Raw genomic sequence first — 18,785 nt, 5'->3', positions numbered from 1 at the left:
GACTGCGCTGACCTGACCTGACTTGACCTGACACCTCCATGTTCCCGGGAGTTCATCCCCGATGACACCCGGGAACATGGGCCGTGATACAGCCTGTTCTGGCCAGGAAATGGCGAGCGATCCCCTCTCCCACGTGGACAACGTGGAGTTCGCGCAAACGTCCGGCAAGGTTCCGGGCGGCTTCCAGGTCTGAGTGAGCTCCCGCCGTGGCGCTGTCCGTGATGTCCTGCCAGTCCTCCGTGTCCCAAGCCTGCGTGACCCGCGCTGCCGTGACCACAGCCACGAGCTTTGCGCGGTTGCGGATCAGACGCCGATCCAGCAGCAGGTCATCCACGTCATCATCGTCCAAGGTGGCGCAGCGTTGTGGGTGGAAGTCGTACAGGGCCTCCTGCAGCGCACCGTGGCGGCCCAGCGCGGTGCCGGGTGCCAGCCCGGCTTGGAAGATTTCCAGGACCAGGGCTTCAAACCAGCGGTCTGACTGAACGGGACGTTGCCCCCAGCGAGAGTCGTGATCCGCCAGAATCACGGAGTTGCCCAGTGCCCACGGGCAGCGCGGCAATCCGTCCGCGCACAGCACGGAGCGGTCCAAAATGGGGGTGACGGTGCCAGCGGTCGTCATGGCTTCGCTGGGTGCTGCGGGGTGAAATTGCGTGTCCATGGCTGGACCTTACGGTCACCCGCGCGATCGGTCTGCACGCAGTGCGCAGGAAAGCGCCGTTGAGGGGAAAACCACTTGCCGGGGCCCGCTGAGGTGCGGCTGTGGAGGAGCGGGCGCGGGCCGTCGTCGTTGTCCGGGGTGGAAGGGTGAAACGGAGCGGCTGCTCAGAAGACCGAAATCTCTCCCGAGTGCTGGGCGATCTCAATGGCCACGGCATCCGAATCGTCATCACCGGGGTCATGCACGATGAACACGGCTGTGGGGTCGTCCTGGGGGAACGCACGAATGGTGACGGCTCCCGCAGTGGCAGCATCCAGTACCTCGATGGCCTGATCCGTGACCACATCCATGATAGCGGGGGGCAATACAGCACCACGTTCATCCAGAATGTCCACCTTGACCCCCCGCTCCCGTGCGTTGCGGGTGACCTCCAGCAGACGTGGATTGGCAATGGAACGCCCACGAATGGAATCCCGCAGTTGAGCTTCCGTGAGCCGGAACTGGACGATGTCGTACTCAGTCACCGGTGAATTGTCCTGGGCTATCCGTTCCAGCAAACCTCCGGCCATGCGGCGAACCTCCTGGACCCGGCGGATGGATGCGTTGACGGCATCCTGATTTTCCTCATCCGTGGTCCGGGCCGAAACCCCCAAAGACCAGGCCTCACGGCGCCGCGTGAACAACCGTTCCATCTCCGCCACCAGAACCTGCGCGGAAACCAGCAGCCCAACCAGCGAGGCCAACATCAGGGCACCGAACAACGGGCCCACGTCTGAGCGGGCACCGTAGGTCACGGCAAGAGCAATGGAGATGGCAAGGATGGCCCAGGCCCATCCGGGGCGCTTGCGCACCACCAGGCAGGCCAGATAACCGTGAATCCCCAGCGAATACCAGGGGGCACTCCACGCTTCACGGGTGAGGGAGAGCGCTTCAAAGGACACGCTGACGCACAGAATCATGAACAGGGCGGAGACCACCGTGGACAGGTCCCCCAGGTGCCGTGAGGTGCGCGGTTTGACGGCCACCACCACACTGATGCAGTAGAAGATCACGGCCGCAATCTGAGCACTGGAGTTCTGCGCCTGATTGATCAGAGACAGACCCACCCCCACCGGAGGCACAAAGATGAGGGTTCCGGCGGCGTACATCCACGGGTGCTCAAAGGCGGCGTCGAACCCACCGGCCTCTCGGCGGTGGCGCCACCCCCGCGTCAGACGCCTGCGAAGGCGGGTGCTGAAGGAGCCCTTGCTGTGCGACCCCGGCATCAGTGCGGCAACTTTGCATCGCGCGGCCAGGTGATCATCACGTGCGTGCCGCGGTGAAGGGGGGAATTGATCTCGACGTCGCCGCCCACGTTGCGGACATTGCCCACAATGGAAACCCGCACACCCAACCTGCGTTCGTCCATCCCGCGCATCTGGAAACCACGGCCGTGATCCTGGATGTCAAAACCCAGGTAGAAGCCTTGTGGATTGATGGGGGTGGGCGGGCAGGAGCCGCCACTGACCGTCACGTAGGTGACCTCCGCACCCGAATGTCGGGCGCTGTTGGCCACGGCCTCCGTGACGGCTTGGACCAATGCCTGGGCGATTTCCGTGGACAGAAAGGCTCGGGGTTGTCCCACCGGGCGGATGTTCGGTGTGAGGGAGGTGAAACGCACTCTGGAACGCCACGGGGTCAGTGCTTCCAGGAGTTCGTCCTCCAAAACATGGACCAGAGTGGTGGCGGTACCGGATGCCCGCTTTTCCTCAAAAGCCAGGACACCCAGGGCGCGCTGGGCCAGTTCCTTGGTTCTCTTGGACACCACACCGGGTGCTCTGGAGGCATCCAGCAGGGCTGCCATCACGTTGTCGTGGATCAGACGGTCCAGGCGCTCCTGATCCTCTGCCTGGCTGTGGGAGCGTTTGGAAGCGGTGGCCTGGGCCAGGGCGTCGTTGTAGGCCTCGTCCGCGTTGTCACCCACCTTGCGAATGGTGGCGATCAACAAGATGGCCACCACCATGAACATCAGGCGCGTGACCGTGGCGGTCCAGGGCATCCCCTGCGGCAGGCCGTTTTCCAAGACGACCAAAAAGGTGCCGTAGAGCGCCGTGCAGACCCCCGCATAGATCAGCGCGCTGGCGGTGCCCCACACGTACACCACGGCCAGGGCAGCCACCATGAAGAAGGACGGAATCCACGGGTTCTGTGTGGCCACACTGTGCGGTGTCATCAGCGGCATGCAGACCACGGCGGCAAATCCCAACACCACCAGCACCACCAGGGGCCATACCACCACCTTGCGCTGGACTCCCACAAAGAGCATCACCACGGTGTTGACCAGATGAAGCAGCAGGAAACCAAAGCTCCAGGAGTAGAAGCTCTCCCCGAGCTGGTCCATGCGGGGCAAGCTCTCAATGATCAAGCTGAAGGAAAAAACCGCCAGGCAGATCTGACACAGCCAAAACAACCGGTAGGCGTAAGGCCCCAGCGCTGTGGGGGAGGTCATGGAGGGCAGCCCGGTGCGGCGCAGCCTGGAGGGGACGCGCTTGTAGTTGAGCTGGGGGTTGATGGCGGTGTGACTCACGAGGGTGTGGAGTCCCTAACGTGCGGGGCAGACCAGGTGCCGCGATGAGGAAGTCGGCGGCACCGTGGTGTGTTGCGGATCAGCGTGGATGGATCAAAGCCGAACTTCTACCGTGTTCACATCAGCCTCCGGCTCCACCAGACCGTCCTCAATCGCGCGGATGCGCAGGTCGATCTTGGTTGGTGCGGGACGTCCAATGCGGGCGTACTTTTCCCGGATGCGGTCAATGTTGGTCTTGACCGCGGACTGCTTGATACCCATGCGCCGGGCCACCTGGACCTGGGCAAAACCGGAGGCGTAGAGCCGCAGGGTCTCCTGCTCGCGCGGTGAAAGATTGGCCCGGGCGAATTCGACGTCGCCGTCAATGGCAGCCGCGAGCTCTTTGGTGATCACGGGCTTGCCCTCGGCAATGTTGCGGGCCTCTTCAATGGCGTGTTCCAGGGGCTCTGACTTGCGAACCAGCCCCAGTGCGCCGGCCCGCAGGGCCTCGCGGATCAGGGCCGCATTCTCACCCACGGAGAAGATCAGGACTTTCATCCCTGCCTGCCGCAGCTTCTCCACGTTTTCGGACGGGCGGGAGCGGTCCGTGAGGGAGAGGTCCAGCAAAACAACCTCACATTCAATGCGCTTGGCCCCGTAAGCCGTCAGTGCGGCGTTCTCCGGATCTCGACCGAGCTGGTCCAGCAGTGCGGGCACAGTGGCAGCTGCCCCGACCAGCTTGACGTCTGCCTGGGAGGTCATGGAGACCAGGCGGATGCCTTCGCGGACGACTTCGTGATCATCGACGACGGCAACAAGAGTGGACGGCATGAAGACACCTCGGGTCGATTGGGGGAGCCGGCCGGGGTGGTGAGGCCCCGCTGGTGCCGAAGACTTCGACTCCACCGAGCCCCCACGGCTCCGTCCGCCTCCCAAGCGGGTGGATCCGATCTCGTGGATAGTGCCCACTATACGACGCCCGAACGTGCTACGACGTGCTGTGACCCCAACTTAGATGAAATTGCTTCAAAGTTGCTCCGGTGTGGCCCCGGTGATCTCCCAACCAGTGATGGTGGGCCGCAGGTAGGCTCAGGGGCATGTCTGAGCACAATGCAGCCTCCCACAACGCGCCCCCCGGCACCTCCCTGGACTTTTTGGCAGGCAGGCCCTGGCAGGCCAGTTACGACGCCGGTGTGGCCCGTGATCTGGACCTTCCGGAAACTTCCCTCAGCCACATGTTTGAACGGTCGGTGGCCCAGTTCGGCGCCAAGGCTGCGGTGAGTTTTTTTGGTGCTGACGTGACCTATGAGCACCTGGGTGCCGATGTGGAGCGGGTGGCCGAAGGGCTGCGTGCTCTGGGCGTGGAGGCCGGGGATCGTGTGGCCATTGTGCTGCCCAACTGCCCACAACACATTGTGGCGTTTTACGCCGCCATGCGTTTGGGTGCCGTGGTGGTGGAGCACAACCCGCTCTACACGGCCCCGGAGTTGCGGCATCAGTTTGAGGACCACGGCGCCAAGGTGGCCATTGTGTGGGACAAGGCCGCCGCTGCGGTGCAGTCCCTCCCCAAGGACCTGGGGCTGGAGCACATTGTCTCCGTGGACATCACCACCGCCATGCCGCGGCTCATGAGGATGGCGTTGAAGCTGCCCGTCAAGAAGCTCAAAGAGCAGCGCGCAGGGCTCACGGCCCCAGCGGTGGGCACCATACCGTGGAAAGACCTCCTGGATCATGAGCCGCTGGCCCATGATCACCCCTATCCCACCGCCCATGACCTGGCTGTGCTGCAGTACACCTCCGGAACCACCGGGCTGCCCAAGGGCGCCATGTTGACCCACCGCAATCTGGAGTCCAACGCCGTGATGGGGCGCGAGTGGTTGGATTCCGGCTCCAAGGAAGTGGTGTACGGCGCACTGCCGCTGTTCCACGCCTTTGGGCTGACCTTGGGCATGACCTTTGCCATGTCCTTGGGCGCCACGTTGGTGCTCTTTCCCACGCCGCGCCCGGATCTGATCATCGGCGCCATGAAAAAGCACCGAGCCACGGTGCTGCCGGCGGTGCCTCCCGTGTACCAGAAAGTCATGGAAGCAGCCGACTCCAAAGGGGTGTCCCTGGAGGGCATCACAGTGGGCGTCTCCGGTGCCATGGCGCTTCCGGTTCACCTGGTGGACGAGTGGGAGCAGCACACGCATGGCATGTTGATCGAAGGCTACGGCCTCACGGAGTGTTCGCCCCTGGTCTCCTGCAATCCGCTCAATGACAGTCGGCGAGCCGGGTCCATCGGCATTCCCTTCCCCTCCACGGAAATCCGCACCGTTGATCCGGAAACCCTGGTGGACGTGGACAAAGGCCAGGAGGGTGAACTGTGGGTGCGTGGACCGCAGGTGTTCCAGGGCTATTGGAAGCGTCCGGAGGCCACGGCCGAGTCCGTCCATGAGGGGTGGTTGCGCACCGGTGACATTGTCACGGTGGATGACGACGGTTTCATCACCGTGGTGGATCGCCTGAAAGAAATCATCATCACGGGTGGCTTCAACGTGGCGCCCAGTGAGGTGGAGACCGCGTTGCGGATGCACGACGCCGTGGAGGACGCCGCCGTCGTAGGGTTGAAGAATCAGGACGGTACGGAAATAGTGGTGGCTGCCGTGATTCCCGCTGCGGGTCACGGGTTTGATGAATCTGCGCTGCGTGAGCACTGCTACCAAAAGGTCACCCGGTACAAAGTGCCCCGCCGCATCATTGAGGTGGAGGACCTGCCGCGGACCATGCTGGGCAAGATTCAGCGCCGACTGGTCCGGGAAGACCTACAGGGGCGCGAGGTCGATCTGAGCCACAAGGGCTAAAGAGGTTCAGCTGTGGATCTGCGTCAACTCAACTACTTCATTGCCGTGGCGGAGGAACGCCATTTCGGTCGTGCGGCCAAGCGTCTGCACATTGCCCAGCCGCCGCTGTCCCAGCAGATCCGGCAGCTGGAGGAGAACCTGGGGGTCAAGCTCTTTGACCGCACCACTCGTCGTGTGGATCTCACGGCGGCCGGTGAGTTGCTGCTGGAGCGGGGCCGGGCGATTGTCAACGATGTTGAAGCACTCAAGGCTGACGTGTATCAGGTGGGGGCCGGTGCCACCGGTGTGCTGCGCGTGGGCTTCTCCGGGTCTGCCACCTACAGCGTGATGCCACGGATTGTGCGGGCGGCTGGGGTGGCCTACCCGGGGCTGAATGTGGAGCTGCACGGAGAAATGTTGACCCCGGACATGGAGTCGGCGCTCCTGGACCGCAGTCTGGACGCCGCCATCCTGCGGCCGCCCGTGACCAGTCAAGAGATTGAGTATCGCATCATGCAGCGGGAGCCGCTGATGGTGGCGATTCCTGCCCACAGCCCGCTGGCTGAGGACCGTCCCGTGTCCATGCCGGAGCTGACCGACCAGCAGTTTGTCACCTATCCGCCGGGGTCCGTGGTGTACCGCCAAACCGTTGAACTGTGCCGGGGCGCGGGGTTCAAACACCGAGTGGCGCACATTGCGCATGAAACTTCCACGGTGCTGTCCTTTGTGGCGGCCGGTGCCGGGGTGGCGGTGGTGCCGTCCAGCGTGCGGGCAGTTCAGCTGGAAGGTGTGCACTATCGGGAGCTGGAGCAGGCCCCGGAAGTTGAGCTGGCAATTGCCTGGAGACGCGAAGAACGCTCGCAACTTCTGGCCAATTTCGTCACACTGGTCACTACTGATATTTCCCAGGATGTTCTGAGTGGAGATTCAGTATTGAATCCATAATAATTCGCTGGCTCCAGCTCTGAATGAAAGGCCACTTCACTCATGAAGATTGCGGCCGTGGAGGCGATTGCCTACTCCATCCCTTACCGGACCCCCCTGCACTTTGCCTCCGGGGCCGTGCACGTGGCCGATCACGTACTGGTCAAGATCACCACCGACGACGGCGTGGTCGGGTGGGCGGATGCACCCCCGCGGCCCTACACCTACGGGGAGACGCAGAAATCAATTGCGGCCGTGGTGGAGGATGTTTTTGCTCCGGCGCTCACGGGCCTCAACGTTTTTGAGCGGGAAAAGGCGCAGGCCGTGATGGCGCGAACGGTCCACAACGAATGTGCCAAAGGTGCCGTGGACATTGCCATGTGGGACTGCATCGGCAAGATTCTGGGGCAGCCCGTCAGCGCACTGCTGGGTGGTTATTCGGACCGGATGAAGGTCTCTCACATGCTGGGGTTCAAACCGGCTGGAGAACTGCTGGACCTGGCCCGCAGCTTCCGCGAGCAATACGGCATCACCACGTTCAAACTCAAGACCGGCAGGCATCCCCTGCACCTGGACATAGAGGCTGCCCGCGTTCTGCGGGATGGCCTGGGTGAAGAGGTTGAACTCTACATGGATGCCAACCGTGGGTGGAGCGCCAATGAGGCGGCGGAAGTCTTGCGGCAGACTGCCGATCTGGGACTGACCTTCCTGGAGGAGCCGGACGATGCCCGGGAGGTGACCGGGCGCCGTCGTCTGGTGAAGAATTCCCCCATCCCCATCACGGCGGATGAATCAGCCCCCAATATGGGGGAAGCTGCCCGGGAAATCTTGACCGGGGGTGCCTCCATGCTGGCGGTGAAAACCGCCCGGACGGGCTTCACCGAATCCGCCAAGGTGGTGGCATTTGCGGAGGCCGCCGGAGTGGATGTGTATGTGGGCAATCAGATTGACACCCAGGTGGGGACCGTTGCCTCCGTGGTGTTCGGTGCTGCGCTGGCCCATACATCCCGCCGGGCGGGGGAGTTGTCCAACTTCCTGGACATGACCGATGACCTCTTGGCGGAGCCTTTGCAGATTGCAGACGGAGCCATCACGGTACCCACTGTGCCCGGTGCCGGAACGGAGATCGACCCGCAGAAGCTGGAGCACTACCGCTTGAACTGAGCCCTTCCCCGTGAGATCACCGCTTGTTGTTGAGAACACCGCCTACAACAGGTGCTCTCAACAACAAGCGGTGATCTCACGGGGAAGGGACAGAACGGTAGCGGGCGGCCAACTCGCTACGGGAGCGGATCCCGTACTTTCCGTAGATCCGCGTCAGGTGATACTGGACGGTCTTTTCCGCAATGAACAGGGCGCGCGCCACCTCTTTGTTGGTGGCCCCCTGTGCCACAAACTGCGCCACCGCTTGTTCCTGTGCCGTCAATTGCACGGTGTCCTGGTGCTGTCTCAACGGGGGATCGTCGGTACCTGATCCGTGGCCGAGCACACCGGCGTCTGTGTCCACGCCGGCAGCTTTCAACTCACGGTCGCAACGGGCCACGTAGGTTGTGGCGCCCAGGGCAACATAGAGTTCTCGCGCCGTGCGCAGAATGGAAGAAGCCAGGCGGCGTTTACCAGCGCGGCGCATGCTCTGGCCGTAGGCAAAGCAGATCCGGGCTTTCAAATATGGCCTGTGGTGGGAATGCAGATGCTCCAGCGCTTGCTCAAAGCTGAGCCGAGCTTCCTCAGCCTCCCCGCGGGCTGCCTGCAGGCGCCCGCGGGCCCAAGCCATCCGCGCCCGGTCCGTGTCGGCGGCATGGGCGGGGAGCGCGGCAACGTGACGGTCCAAAAACTCCTGGGCCTCATCCAGCCGGTCCGTCATGACCAGCACATTGACCATGGTGTCCTGCCACGGCCAGAACGACGAGCGCTCGCGGGTCTGCGGGTCGGTGCTCAGCAGCGGATACATGGCCTCATAGGCGCTTTCGTAGTCCGCCCGCGCCTCATGGTACCGAGCGCGGGCCAAGGCGGATGGAACAGCCATGGCCCGGTAACCATCCGTGGGTGCGGTGCTCAGCTGGACGTAATGCTGGGCCCGGTCCCAATCACCGCGAATGGCATAAAGCTCGGCAGCCGTCCAATACAACAGCGGACGCATGAGCCGCATGCCGGAGGACTCCAAACGCACGGAGGCGCGGGCAATCGTGGCTGCCGCAGCATCCCAATCGCCCAGAACCAGCTGGCACCGGGCCAGCCAGGCTTCGGCCCACAGGGAGATGCGTAACGAACCTCCGCGGTACTCGGTGGGGATGGCGGCTTCAAAGTGAAGGTGAGCGGATTCGACGTCGTCAGTGCGCAGGGCAAACCAGGCATAACCCATCTGAATGCGCTGCTTTTGTGCGGTTTCGGCTGCTTCTGCCATCCGGGTGCGGTAGATGGCATCCGCCTCTTCCACAGCTTGGCTGGCAAACAACCCCAGCCCGTGAATGGCCTCAGCTTCAACCCAGACTGGTTCGGCACGATCCACCAGTTCCCGGGTGCGCTGGGCCCATTCCAGCATGGCCTCACCGTCCCAGTTGGCCAGGCCGTGCAGGATCTGCCGTTGGGCAATGCGGGCTGCGGTGACGGCGTCGTGTTCGGGACGAACCGTGCGCCAGGCCATGTCCAGGTGTGCTCTGGCGCTGGCGAACTGTCCCGTGACCACGGCCAGATAGCCCAACACCGCTGAACGCAAGGGTGAAGACGGAAAGGACTCGATGGTGCTCAGATAGGTGGCCGCACGGGTGAGATCACCCGAACCGATCATGGCGTCCACGGCATGCAGCAGCCGCAGATCATGCTGCCGTGGCTGGGCGGAGAGCCGGGAGGCGGCCAACATTGCCGTGGCAACTGCGGACCATACGCCGGCGCGGGCCTGCTGCGCGGCGTAATCCTCCAGCGCATCCGCCAGCTGAGCATCCGGTCCGGGGGTGGCAGCCACCCGGTGACTCAACTGGACACCGGGGTCGGTGACCACCTCGGCGGCCGTCCGGTGCAGGTTCATGCGCACGGTGGGCGCTATGGCGTCATAAACGGCTTGTGCCGCTCCCGGGTCGGCAAAGGTCACCGAACTGCGGGTCTGAGACACCGTGAAGACCAGGAGCTGAAGTTCATGCCCTTCATCCAATGCCACCAGGACGTCCGGGACCCGCGCCAGTTCTGCCACCGCCTGGAGTTCGGCACCACCGCCCAGTACCGCAACCGATTGAGCCACCGCCAGCAGTTGATCTGAGGCACCGGCCAGTTGGGAGCGGACCCGGGCTCGGACCCGCTGGCTGGGCGGAAGCTGCGGCAGTTTGCCCTGCCAGGAGTTCCGCGGAATCTCCTGCATCAGCTCCACCAGCGGCAACGGAAGGCCGCCGGTGTGTTCAATCAGGTTCCGTAGCGTGGTCACGTCCAGATCCGTGCCCAGCAGATGGCGTCCCAGCTGGCCCACGGCTTCCACGGGCAATGGCGGCAGCACCACCTTGCGCATCTGGTGCGAGGCCACATGGTCCAGCACGCCCACCGGAAGGTTCTGAGCGCGTTCGGTGTCCATGGTGAACAGGAACATCACCTTGGCGCCGTGCAGTCGCCGCGCCGTGAACACCAGAATGCGCAAGGTGGCCTCATCCACCCATTGCAGGTCATCCACCGCCACCACAACGGGGCCGCGGCGTTGCAGTTGCTCCAGATGGATGTGCAAGGTCTGCGCGTATTTGACCGCTTGATCCGGGGTCAGTTCCGCATGGATTTTCGACGGCGGTTGCTCATCGCCGTCGAATCCCTTGGAGCTGCGCAGCGGTGCCGTTGACATCAGCTGGGTGTAGCCGGCCAAGTTGAGGGAGGATTCCCATTCGTCCCCGATGATCGAGAGCACCGTGGTGGAACGGGTGCCGATTTCCGTCAGGAACTCCTCCAGGAGCCTGGACTTACCGCTGCCCAGCGGACCGCTGAGCACCACTGAGCGGCAATGCCCCTTCTTGACCTCTTTGAACACCTCACGCAGAGCTGCCTTTTGGGCATCACGACCCACCATGGGGTAGCTGTGTGCTTGCGCGGATGCTTCATCGGCCATGAGCCAGATGGTATCCACCGGGACAGGTGTCACGATGTCAGCCCTGGTCGCCACCGCCCACCGGTAGGACGGAGCCGGTGATGTAGGAGGCTTCATCAGAAGCCAGGAAAACAATGGGAGCGGCCTGTTCGGCCAACGTCCCGTAGCGCTTCATGAACGAGGACTCCACGGTTTGTTCCACGATGGCCCGGTACCAGCCTTCCTCCCGCTCACCTTCAGGGCCCGGTCCGCGCTGGACCTTGCGTGGCGGGGCCAAGGTGCCGCCGGGGGCCGTTGCCACCACGCGGACCCCGTATTCGGCCACCTCCAAGGCCAGTGCTTTGGTCAAGGTGTTGATCCCACCCTTGGCAGCGGCGTAGGGCACACGATTGATCCCGCCGGTGGCAATGGAGGAGACATTGACAATGGTTCCCCTCCCCGCCTCCAGCATCACTGGCAAGACGGCGTGGCAGGCGTAGAGCGTGGGAAACAGGGAGCGCCGGATTTCCCGGTCGATCTTTTGGACGTCGTACTCCTGAAACGGCCGGGCCCAGATGGTGCCGCCCACGTTGTTGATCAGCACGTCAACCCGTCCGTACTCCTTGACCGCCACCTCAACACAGTGCTGTGAGCCGGCGGGGTCTTCCAAGTCAACCCCGCCCAGGGGCAGTGCGTAGCCGTACCCTTCGGTGTGCGCGGCGCGATCGTTGATCTCAGCGGCCACGTCCTCCACCACTTCGGAGCGGTCCACCAACAGGACTTCACCGCCCTCTGCGGTGATGCGTTCGGCCACCGCGCGGCCAATGCCCTGCGCAGCACCGGTGACCACCACGGCCTTGCCGGAAAATCTGCCCGGTGTGATCAGCGCCGGGGTTTGTGAGTCGGCTGTCACGGTGGGCATTCCGGACACATCGGTTCCGGTGCCCCCGGCGGTGGTGGATGCCGGTGCCTGGGCGGTCATGAGCGCAGGCCGTTCGCGGAGGGAGTCACCATGGGCATGGTTCCGGTTTCCACCGCCACCACGGCTTCCTCCATGGTGCCCTTGGCCGCGTTGGTGTGCGCCTGAACGATCTCCAACGCCCGAGCCGTGTCCTTTGCCCTGAAAGCCGCCACAAGATCGTGATGATCCCGCGCCACGGACTCAAAGATCGGTGATCCGTCCTGGATCGTGGCAGACATCTGCCCCTGGGTGTCCAGACCGCGGTAGGCCTCCAACAGCACGGGGTTGTTGGCCACCGTGAACAGGTACTCGTGGAACGCAAAATTGGTGCGCACAAACTCCCGTGCGTTGCTCACCCTGCCAGCCTCCACGGTTGCGTCCACCTCAGTGGCCAGCCGGTCCCAGTTGTTGAGCTGTTCGTCGGTGATCTTGGTGATCATCAGCTGCACGACGGCGCTCTCCAGTCCCGCACGCGCATCCAGATGTGCTGCGGTGTCGGCAGTTCCAAATTGCAGACGCCCGGTCTGCATGGAGGACACTGCTTCCGCCCCGGAGATCTGCTCGCCTTCGGCTGCCACGGTGGCAGCGGGTACGGGGGCACCCGTTTCGGCGTCGCCACCGGTCTTGTCCTTGGGGGCGAATCGTTCAAAGTAGAAGTTCGCAGGCTGGAGACCTTCAGCATCCAGCCAGGATGAAACGGCGTTGACCATGGGCGGGGGTCCGCACAGATAGATGTCCACGTCGCCGTCGTTGAGGTGTTCCGGGGCAATGATCTGGGTGACGTAGCCGGTGTGCGGCGCGGAAGTGCCTTGCTCGGAGGCAATCAGATCCCATGTGAACTGGCTCAAACGCGATTCGTAGTCCGTCAGCCAGTCCAGACCCACTATGTCGGCCTGGTGTGTGACCCCGTAGATCAGATGGACCGGTTGACCCGGATCTTTTTCCGCGAGCTTTTCCAGAATGGAGACCAGCGGGGCCAACCCGGTGCCCCCGGCCAACAACAGGAGGGGGCGCTTGGGCTCACGCAGGAAAAAAGAACCGTAGGGGCCGGAGAACTCGATGGAGTCGCCCACCGCCGCACGGTCACGCAGATACTCGGACATGGCGCCCTGCGGGGTGATGCGAACCATGAAGGAAGCGGCCTCCACGTTGGGTCCGCTGGACATGGAGTAGGAGCGTATGTCCTGCGTGCCCGGAACCTTGATGTTCACGTATTGACCCGGCAGGAAAGCAAGGTCATGGCGGTTGTCCACATCCAGGGTGAAGGAAATGGTGGAATCGGAATGCTTGTCCAGGGCGGTGATGGTGGAGGTGAAGGAGGCGGCGGAGGTTTTGGCTGCCTCAGAGGTTCCCGGGATGTTGATGGACATGTCCGACTCCGGAAGAGCCTGACAGGTCAGCAGGTACCCCTTTTCCAGTTCTTCCTCCGTCATGGCGTCCTCCACAAAGTCCCCCGGATCAAAAGAGCCGGAGTCGCAGAAGGACTTGCACGTGCCGCAGGCGCCGTCGCGGCAATCGGAAGGAATGTTGATCCGCGCCTTGTAGGCCGCGTCCATGACGGTCTCAAAATCACCCACTCGGATGACCTTGGTGACGCCGTCTTCAAAGTTCAGTGCTACTTGATGTGCCATGAAAATCTCCTGGAGCTTGGGGTAACCGCTCTGGGCGCGCCGCACACTCGTGGCGGACGACGCACCCCGCGGTTCAGGGCAGTCACTGCCCGATTGAGCCGTGTGCTGCGCTCAGATCATGTAGACGTCGATCACCTGGTGGATGTAGTCGTTCTTGAGAACAATCTTTTTCTTGGTGATCTGCAGGGTCGGCCCGCTCAGGTCAATGTCCACTTCCGCGTAGCCCCAGTAGTACATGTTGGTGTTGTAGCGGAAGTAGCCGGTCAGCCAGTTGTAACGGACGTGGACCACGTCCCCGTCCCGGCCAAGGACCTCAATGTCCGTGAGGTTGTGGTTGTGCCGCGGCTCCGGCAGGGAAGTGGCCGAGGACCGGTCGGTCTTGATACGGAACACGCGGTCTTCCAGACCACCCCGGTTGGGGTAATAGATCAGGGAGATCTCGGTCTGGGGGTCGGAGACCAAGGTGTCGTCCACGTCCCAGGACGGCATCCAGTACTCGGCGTCCGGGTGGTAACACTCAATCCAGGCGTCAAAATCCCGGTCGTCCAGCAGCCGGGCCTCACGGTGGAGGAAGGCGCGGACGGTTTCCAGAACTTGAATGTCCTCCAGACTCATCAAAGTGCTGGTCTGGGGCTCAACGGCGGTGTCAGTCATGGTTGCTGGGGCTCCTTTGAAGTCAGCGGACGGGCTCAGGCGGTGGTGGCAACGTCGTCGGCCGCGGCGGTTTCCTCCGACTGCAACCCGGACTCCATGACCTGGTGCCAGTAGGAGTGCTGAATGGGGTAGAGACCTTCGTCCTCGGTCTTGACCCCGGAGGCAAGAACCCGGTTCATGCCCAGGGCAGCGGCTTGCTCATCCGGGCCCTTGATTTCGTGCTCCATGCCGCGGGTCATGTCATTCCAGGGGGCGCTGGCTGCCCAGTAGGTCTTGTTGCAGGAGCGGAACTCCTCCAGGTCATCAGGGGTGGCCATGCCGGAGGCGTTGAAGAAGTCTTCGTACTGGCGAATCCGGTTGGCTCGGTTGGCAGCGGATTCCCCCTTGGGAGCTATGCAGTAGATCTCCACCTCCGTCTTGTCCGCGGAGATGGGGCGGAACTTGCGGATCTGGGAGGAGAACTGATCCATGATGTAGACGTTCGGGTACAGGCACAGGTTGCGGGAGATGTTGACCATGAAGTTGGCCATCTCCTCCCCGTACTTCTCCACCAATTCCTCCCGGCGGTCCCACAGCGGGCGGTCCTGCGGGTTGCCCCATTCTTGCCACAGCAGCAGATGACCGTGCTCAAAGGAGTAGAACCCACCCTTTTGTTTGCCCCACTTGCCCGCGTCCATGGCCTTGGTGGTGTTGGTGGAATCTCCGGAGGCGCGGCGGGAAGTTGTGGCGGCGTAATTCCAGTGCACGGAGGTCACGTGGTAGCCATCGGCCCCGTTCTCAGCCTGGACCTTCCAGTTGCCGTCAAAGGTGTAGGTGGAGGCTCCGCGGAGAACTTCCAGCCCATCCGGGGACTGGTCCACAATCGAATCCAGCACCTTGGCGGCATCCCCCAGGTGCTCCTCCAGCGGTTTGACATCCGGATTCAGTGAGCCGAACAGGAAACCGCGGTAGGACTCAAAGCGCGCCACCTTGGTGAGGTCGTGGGAGCCCTCCTTGTTGAAGGACTCCGGGTAGGCACCGTTGCGGCTGTCCTTGACCTTGAGCAGTTCGCCGGAGTTGCGGAAAGTCCACCCGTGGAACGGGCAGGTGAAAGTGGTGCGGTTGTCGGTCTTGCGCCGGCACAGCATGGCACCGCGGTGGGCACACGCGTTGATCAGGCAGTTGAGGTTTTCGTCCTTGTCCCGGGTGATGACCACGGGGGAGCGGCCAATGTAGGTGGTGTAGTAGTCACCCACATTGGGAATCTGGGACTCGTGGGCAAGGTAGATCCAGTTGCCCTCAAAGATGTACTTCATCTCCAACTCAAAGATCTCCTCATCCGTGAAGATCTCCCGCTTGGCCTTGATGACGCCGTTGTGGCGGTCATCCACGACGGCGTCGTTGAGTACGTCTCGCAGGTGCGTCAGGTTCTCGGTCATCTCTGCCCCTTGTTCCAGATGTGTGGCTGGTATCCGCGCCGAGGTCGCTCGGTCATGGATCGTTGCCCGTTGAGAGAACAGTCTGGAAGGCTGTGATGCCCGGCACATCAGGTGAATACCTAGTGGGTACCAAGGGGGTTGGAAATTGTGGATTAGTGCATAAATCACCGTTGATTGATATTTGTCTGAGGGGGAATCTGCGCCGTAGCCTCGATGTAGTTCAGGTCACAATTGATCCAGAGTGACCTCACCTGACAACCACGCGGAGGAAGACATGAGCGAGTCCAGTACCGATACCCGGCAGGAGAATGAAGGCACTGCCGTTGAGGCCGGGACCTTGGCCACTCAGCGATTCAGTGAATCCGGCAAGTTGCACGGGATGGAGGTCTCCCAGGAGCGGGTTTCCGCCTTGGCGGGTGAGGTCATTCAGGCCATCAATGACGTGGCCGTCAAGCACAGCGTGACGTACGACGAGTACAACGCGCTGAAGGCCTGGCTGATCAAGGTGGGCACAGACGGTGAATGGCCCCTGTTCCTGGACGTCTGGCTGGAGCACACCATCGAGGACATCAACTCCGTGGATCGCCCCGGAGCGGTGGGCACCATTGAAGGTCCGTACTACGTCCCCAATGCGCCGGAGATGTCCACGCCGGCCACTTTGGAAATGCGTGAGGACGAATCCGGAACCCCCTTGAAGTTCACGGGCTCCTTCAAAGACACCGCGGGTGAGCCCATCAAGGATGCTGTGATTGAAATCTGGCACGCGGATGCACTGGGCTTCTACTCTCAGTACGCGCCCGAACTGCCCAAGTGGCTCTTCCGGGGTGTGGTCCTGGCGGATCAGGACGGCAACTTTGAGATCAACACCATGCGCCCGGCGCCCTACCAGATCCCCACCGACGGCGCCTGTGGTCAGCTCATTGCCGCAGCTGGATGGCACGCGTGGCGCCCGGCGCACATTCACATCAAGGTGCACGCTCCCGGCTATCAGCTGGTGACCCAGCAGCTGTACTTCCCGGGTGATCCGCACAACGAGGACGACATTGCATCGGCAGTCAAACCCGAACTCATGCTTGCCCCCACACCGCGTACCGACGGCGGCGAGGGTGAGGAAGCCGTGTACGACTACGTCTTGGCGCGTGAAGGCGAATCCCGCTGATTGTTTGTAGTCACAACTAGGTCCGTCACACACAGGTGTGGCGGACCTAGTTGTCATTTGTTGTCGCAGGTTTTCGGCGCTGTGCAGATATATGAAGATCAATAAAGATGTAGGAGGTGTGGCGGCAAATGTGCTGCTCAGGGTGTATTTGCGGGGTGAAAAGCTCCCACTTGGGGCGTTCTGGTCTCTGCGCAGGTGGGCGCGGCACCGCCCACCTCGGTGCTTTTCCAAACCGATGATAAATCGACCACTTGTGTGGGGACAGGTTGTCCCCTATATTGAAGTTGCTGCGCGTATCGGCCCGGTAGCGATCCCCAATGTGCTACCGGATGATTCCCGCGCGTGGTTGACGTCCTGTTCCCCCGATATGGACGTTTGACGGGCCCTGCCATTCCCCAAGTGGCAGGGCCCGTCCCTATTCGTGGGGTCAGCCCCTATAACCCGTGACTGACTTCCCACAAATGCGCCGAGTCCCCATGCTGTGGGCGGTGATCTCGCAGCCAGGTGGGAACTCGGCGCCTCCGGGTACGCCTAGCGGCCATCAACCCAGGTCATGTGCTCTGAGGTTGGCCGTGAGCTTGTCGTAAATGCTGTTGATCGCGCGTGTTTCGTCCTCTGTCAGCTCATCCATGAGCACCGCGCGAACCATGGCCAGATGAGCCGGGGCGGCAGCCTCGATGGCTCGGCGCCCCTGGGGTGTGATGGAAACATCCAGGCCGCGGGCGTCGTCGTCGCACGGTTTGCGCTGGATCAGACTGCGGCGATCCATGCGCACCAGAAGGTGCGACAGGCGACTGCGTTCCCACCCCAGGAACTCCAGCAGGTCACGCGAGCGCAGTACGCCGCTGGGGGATTCGGACAGTGGGACCAGAACGTCATATTCAGCACCGGAGAGGTTGCTGTCGCGGGTCAGTTGCTTGTCAATGGCGCGCAGCATGGCGCGGGAGCCAAAAAGAAAACTGCGCCACGTGCGCTGCTCCGCAGCCGTGAGCCAGTGCGGTTCTTGGGGGTGTTCGGTGGCCGCTGAGTGGTCGGTCTGCGGCTGTTGCCGGGTGATGGAGGTGTGTTCCACGGGGTGCATGGGCAATCACTTTCAGTGGCCGGGGTCTCGGCTGTGTGCAAGGGCTGAGGGTGCTGATCGCGGGAAAGTGCTGCGCGGACGGCCCATGGCCCGGTGGGGTGCAGGCTGCACCAGAATTGCACATCAGTTCTGGTCAGGATCATTCTGCGGCGGTTGTGTGTGGGAGTGTGACGACCCGGACTGCCCCGTGATCCACGACGAGTCGTACAGCGGACGCGGCTGTCGGGGCTGATTGGGATAGCGCTGCGGGTATTCGTGATCCCAGTCGACTTTGCGCAAGGGGGCGTCGTCGTCATCGTCCACTGTCAGACGAGAGACCGCCACCAGGCCGCATCCCAGCCCGGCGGCGGTGAGCAAGGTGGCGGCCGTCACCAGCCACACCACGGTCCACGGGCTGCCGGTTTCCGGAGTTGCCGCATCCGTGCCGAAAGCCGCCCCCACGGCGGCCAGCCCCAAGATGCCGAAGGTGGCGGGCAGCCACCACCAGCTGCGCCCCGGCCGTGACGGTGCCACGTGCGGTGGTCGCAAGGCGGCGTGGACGCCCCAGTGAACTGCCGCGTACCCGGCCAGCCCGGTCAACACGGGTAGCAACCCAATGGCACCCATCCATGGTCGGCCCAACGCCGCCAACCCAAAACCTAGAAGTGTTCCCAACATGATCAGCGCCAGTGACAGCCCTCGCACTGCACGACGCCGGGCCGCAACTGTCTGCGCGGATGGTTGCGGTGTCTGTTTGGTGGCATCAGCGGCGGCAGCGGGATTGGCCGCAGCGTGGCCGACTGGGCGCATGCGACCCCACTGGGGCAGCGGGGAATCCTGCGGTTGCTCCGGTGGATGCTGGCTGGGGGTCATGAGATTTCTCCTGAGGCGAGTGCCTACCGCTGAATGAGCCGGTG

The 18,785-nt window shown here is 62.9% G+C and carries 15 protein-coding genes; 4 read left to right on the top strand and 11 right to left on the bottom strand.

Annotated elements, in window-relative coordinates; genetic code table 11:
* Positions 1–52: 52 nt before the first annotated feature.
* From Q4G32_RS07810 to Q4G32_RS07795, 4 genes are all read right to left on the bottom strand, one after another.
* Entirely contained in the window at positions 53–658 is a 606-nt protein-coding gene (locus tag Q4G32_RS07810) for a DNA-3-methyladenine glycosylase I (protein WP_303350544.1), read from the bottom strand.
* A 164-nt stretch (positions 659–822) separates the two neighbouring features.
* Positions 823–1,923: a hypothetical protein gene (locus tag Q4G32_RS07805; RefSeq protein WP_303350542.1), complete on the bottom strand. Its 1,101-nt coding sequence runs from the start codon at positions 1,921–1,923 to the stop codon at positions 823–825.
* Positions 1,923–3,224, bottom strand: coding sequence for a sensor histidine kinase (locus tag Q4G32_RS07800; protein WP_303350540.1), 1,302 nt, complete (start codon positions 3,222–3,224; stop codon positions 1,923–1,925). Before Q4G32_RS07800 ends, Q4G32_RS07805 begins: the two co-directional genes overlap by 1 nt.
* 93 nt (positions 3,225–3,317) lie before the next feature.
* Positions 3,318–4,034, bottom strand: coding sequence for a LuxR C-terminal-related transcriptional regulator (locus Q4G32_RS07795; protein WP_303350539.1), 717 nt, complete (start codon positions 4,032–4,034; stop codon positions 3,318–3,320).
* A 266-nt stretch (positions 4,035–4,300) separates the two neighbouring features.
* On the opposite strand from Q4G32_RS07795, the gene Q4G32_RS07790 reads away from it, so the two are divergent.
* The 3 genes from Q4G32_RS07790 to Q4G32_RS07780 are packed head-to-tail and all read left to right on the top strand — an operon-like array spanning position 4,301 to position 8,113.
* Positions 4,301–6,046 carry a long-chain-fatty-acid--CoA ligase gene (locus Q4G32_RS07790; protein ID WP_303350538.1) on the top strand — a complete coding sequence of 582 codons (1,746 nt, stop codon included), beginning with the start codon at positions 4,301–4,303 and terminating at the stop codon, positions 6,044–6,046.
* 12 nt (positions 6,047–6,058) lie between these two features.
* The gene (locus Q4G32_RS07785; protein ID WP_303350537.1) at positions 6,059–6,970 is read left to right on the top strand and encodes a LysR substrate-binding domain-containing protein; all 912 of its coding nucleotides are present in this window, start codon (positions 6,059–6,061) and stop codon (positions 6,968–6,970) included.
* 42 nt (positions 6,971–7,012) lie between these two features.
* Positions 7,013–8,113 (top strand): mandelate racemase/muconate lactonizing enzyme family protein, encoded by a 1,101-nt coding sequence (locus Q4G32_RS07780; protein ID WP_303350535.1) that lies wholly within the window; start codon positions 7,013–7,015, stop codon positions 8,111–8,113.
* Between the two features lie 76 nt (positions 8,114–8,189).
* On the opposite strand, the gene Q4G32_RS07775 is transcribed toward Q4G32_RS07780, so the two are convergent.
* The 5 genes from Q4G32_RS07775 to benA all read right to left on the bottom strand — a co-directional run bounded on the left by Q4G32_RS07775 (position 8,190) and on the right by benA (position 15,649).
* Complete coding sequence (locus Q4G32_RS07775; protein ID WP_303350533.1) at positions 8,190–11,027, bottom strand: LuxR family transcriptional regulator; 2,838 nt, start codon at positions 11,025–11,027, stop codon at positions 8,190–8,192.
* 37 nt (positions 11,028–11,064) lie between these two features.
* Positions 11,065–11,967: a 1,6-dihydroxycyclohexa-2,4-diene-1-carboxylate dehydrogenase gene (locus Q4G32_RS07770; protein ID WP_303350531.1), complete on the bottom strand. Its 903-nt coding sequence runs from the start codon at positions 11,965–11,967 to the stop codon at positions 11,065–11,067.
* A complete protein-coding gene (benC, locus tag Q4G32_RS07765; RefSeq protein WP_303350530.1) occupies positions 11,964–13,577 on the bottom strand; it encodes a benzoate 1,2-dioxygenase electron transfer component BenC in 1,614 nt (537 codons plus the stop codon). The genes Q4G32_RS07770 and benC overlap by 4 nt, the downstream gene beginning before the upstream one ends.
* A gap of 111 nt (positions 13,578–13,688) precedes the next feature.
* Positions 13,689–14,231, bottom strand: coding sequence for a benzoate 1,2-dioxygenase small subunit (gene benB / locus Q4G32_RS07760; protein ID WP_303350529.1), 543 nt, complete (start codon positions 14,229–14,231; stop codon positions 13,689–13,691).
* Positions 14,232–14,266: 35 nt separating this feature from the next.
* Entirely contained in the window at positions 14,267–15,649 is a 1,383-nt protein-coding gene (gene benA / locus Q4G32_RS07755) for a benzoate 1,2-dioxygenase large subunit (RefSeq protein WP_303350528.1), read from the bottom strand.
* Between the two features lie 274 nt (positions 15,650–15,923).
* Here benA and catA point away from each other — a divergent pair, with 274 nt between their 5' ends.
* Positions 15,924–16,808: a catechol 1,2-dioxygenase gene (gene catA, locus Q4G32_RS07750; protein ID WP_303350527.1), complete on the top strand. Its 885-nt coding sequence runs from the start codon at positions 15,924–15,926 to the stop codon at positions 16,806–16,808.
* A gap of 541 nt (positions 16,809–17,349) precedes the next feature.
* Here catA and Q4G32_RS07745 read toward each other — a convergent pair.
* Positions 17,350–17,889, bottom strand: a complete 540-nt coding sequence (locus Q4G32_RS07745; protein WP_303350525.1) for a MarR family winged helix-turn-helix transcriptional regulator — start codon at positions 17,887–17,889, stop codon at positions 17,350–17,352.
* Between the two features lie 123 nt (positions 17,890–18,012).
* Positions 18,013–18,741, bottom strand: a complete 729-nt coding sequence (locus Q4G32_RS07740; protein WP_303350523.1) for a hypothetical protein — start codon at positions 18,739–18,741, stop codon at positions 18,013–18,015.
* Between the last annotated feature and the right edge of the window lie 44 nt (positions 18,742–18,785).

This window comes from Kocuria sp. (assembly GCF_030538595.1).
Taxonomy (GTDB): domain Bacteria; phylum Actinomycetota; class Actinomycetes; order Actinomycetales; family Micrococcaceae; genus Kocuria.
Note: the sequence above shows the minus strand (reverse complement) of the source record. Positions and strands in the feature narration are given on the sequence as shown.

What these genes read in the sequence shown, in the direction of transcription:
- Q4G32_RS07780 (WP_303350535.1), top strand. Translation starts at nt 7,013, where the DNA reads ATGAAGATTGCGGCCGTGGAGGCGATTGCCTACTCCATCCCTTACCGG.
- Q4G32_RS07805 (WP_303350542.1), bottom strand. Translation starts at nt 1,923, where the DNA reads ATGCCGGGGTCGCACAGCAAGGGCTCCTTCAGCACCCGCCTTCGCAGG.
- Q4G32_RS07770 (WP_303350531.1), bottom strand. Translation starts at nt 11,967, where the DNA reads ATGACCGCCCAGGCACCGGCATCCACCACCGCCGGGGGCACCGGAACC.
- Q4G32_RS07790 (WP_303350538.1), top strand. Translation starts at nt 4,301, where the DNA reads ATGTCTGAGCACAATGCAGCCTCCCACAACGCGCCCCCCGGCACCTCC.
- Q4G32_RS07795 (WP_303350539.1), bottom strand. Translation starts at nt 4,034, where the DNA reads ATGCCGTCCACTCTTGTTGCCGTCGTCGATGATCACGAAGTCGTCCGC.
- benA (WP_303350528.1), bottom strand. Translation starts at nt 15,649, where the DNA reads ATGACCGAGAACCTGACGCACCTGCGAGACGTACTCAACGACGCCGTC.
- benB (WP_303350529.1), bottom strand. Translation starts at nt 14,231, where the DNA reads ATGACTGACACCGCCGTTGAGCCCCAGACCAGCACTTTGATGAGTCTG.
- Q4G32_RS07745 (WP_303350525.1), bottom strand. Translation starts at nt 17,889, where the DNA reads ATGCACCCCGTGGAACACACCTCCATCACCCGGCAACAGCCGCAGACC.
- Q4G32_RS07775 (WP_303350533.1), bottom strand. Translation starts at nt 11,027, where the DNA reads ATGGCCGATGAAGCATCCGCGCAAGCACACAGCTACCCCATGGTGGGT.
- catA (WP_303350527.1), top strand. Translation starts at nt 15,924, where the DNA reads ATGAGCGAGTCCAGTACCGATACCCGGCAGGAGAATGAAGGCACTGCC.
- benC (WP_303350530.1), bottom strand. Translation starts at nt 13,577, where the DNA reads ATGGCACATCAAGTAGCACTGAACTTTGAAGACGGCGTCACCAAGGTC.
- Q4G32_RS07810 (WP_303350544.1), bottom strand. Translation starts at nt 658, where the DNA reads ATGGACACGCAATTTCACCCCGCAGCACCCAGCGAAGCCATGACGACC.
- Q4G32_RS07740 (WP_303350523.1), bottom strand. Translation starts at nt 18,741, where the DNA reads ATGACCCCCAGCCAGCATCCACCGGAGCAACCGCAGGATTCCCCGCTG.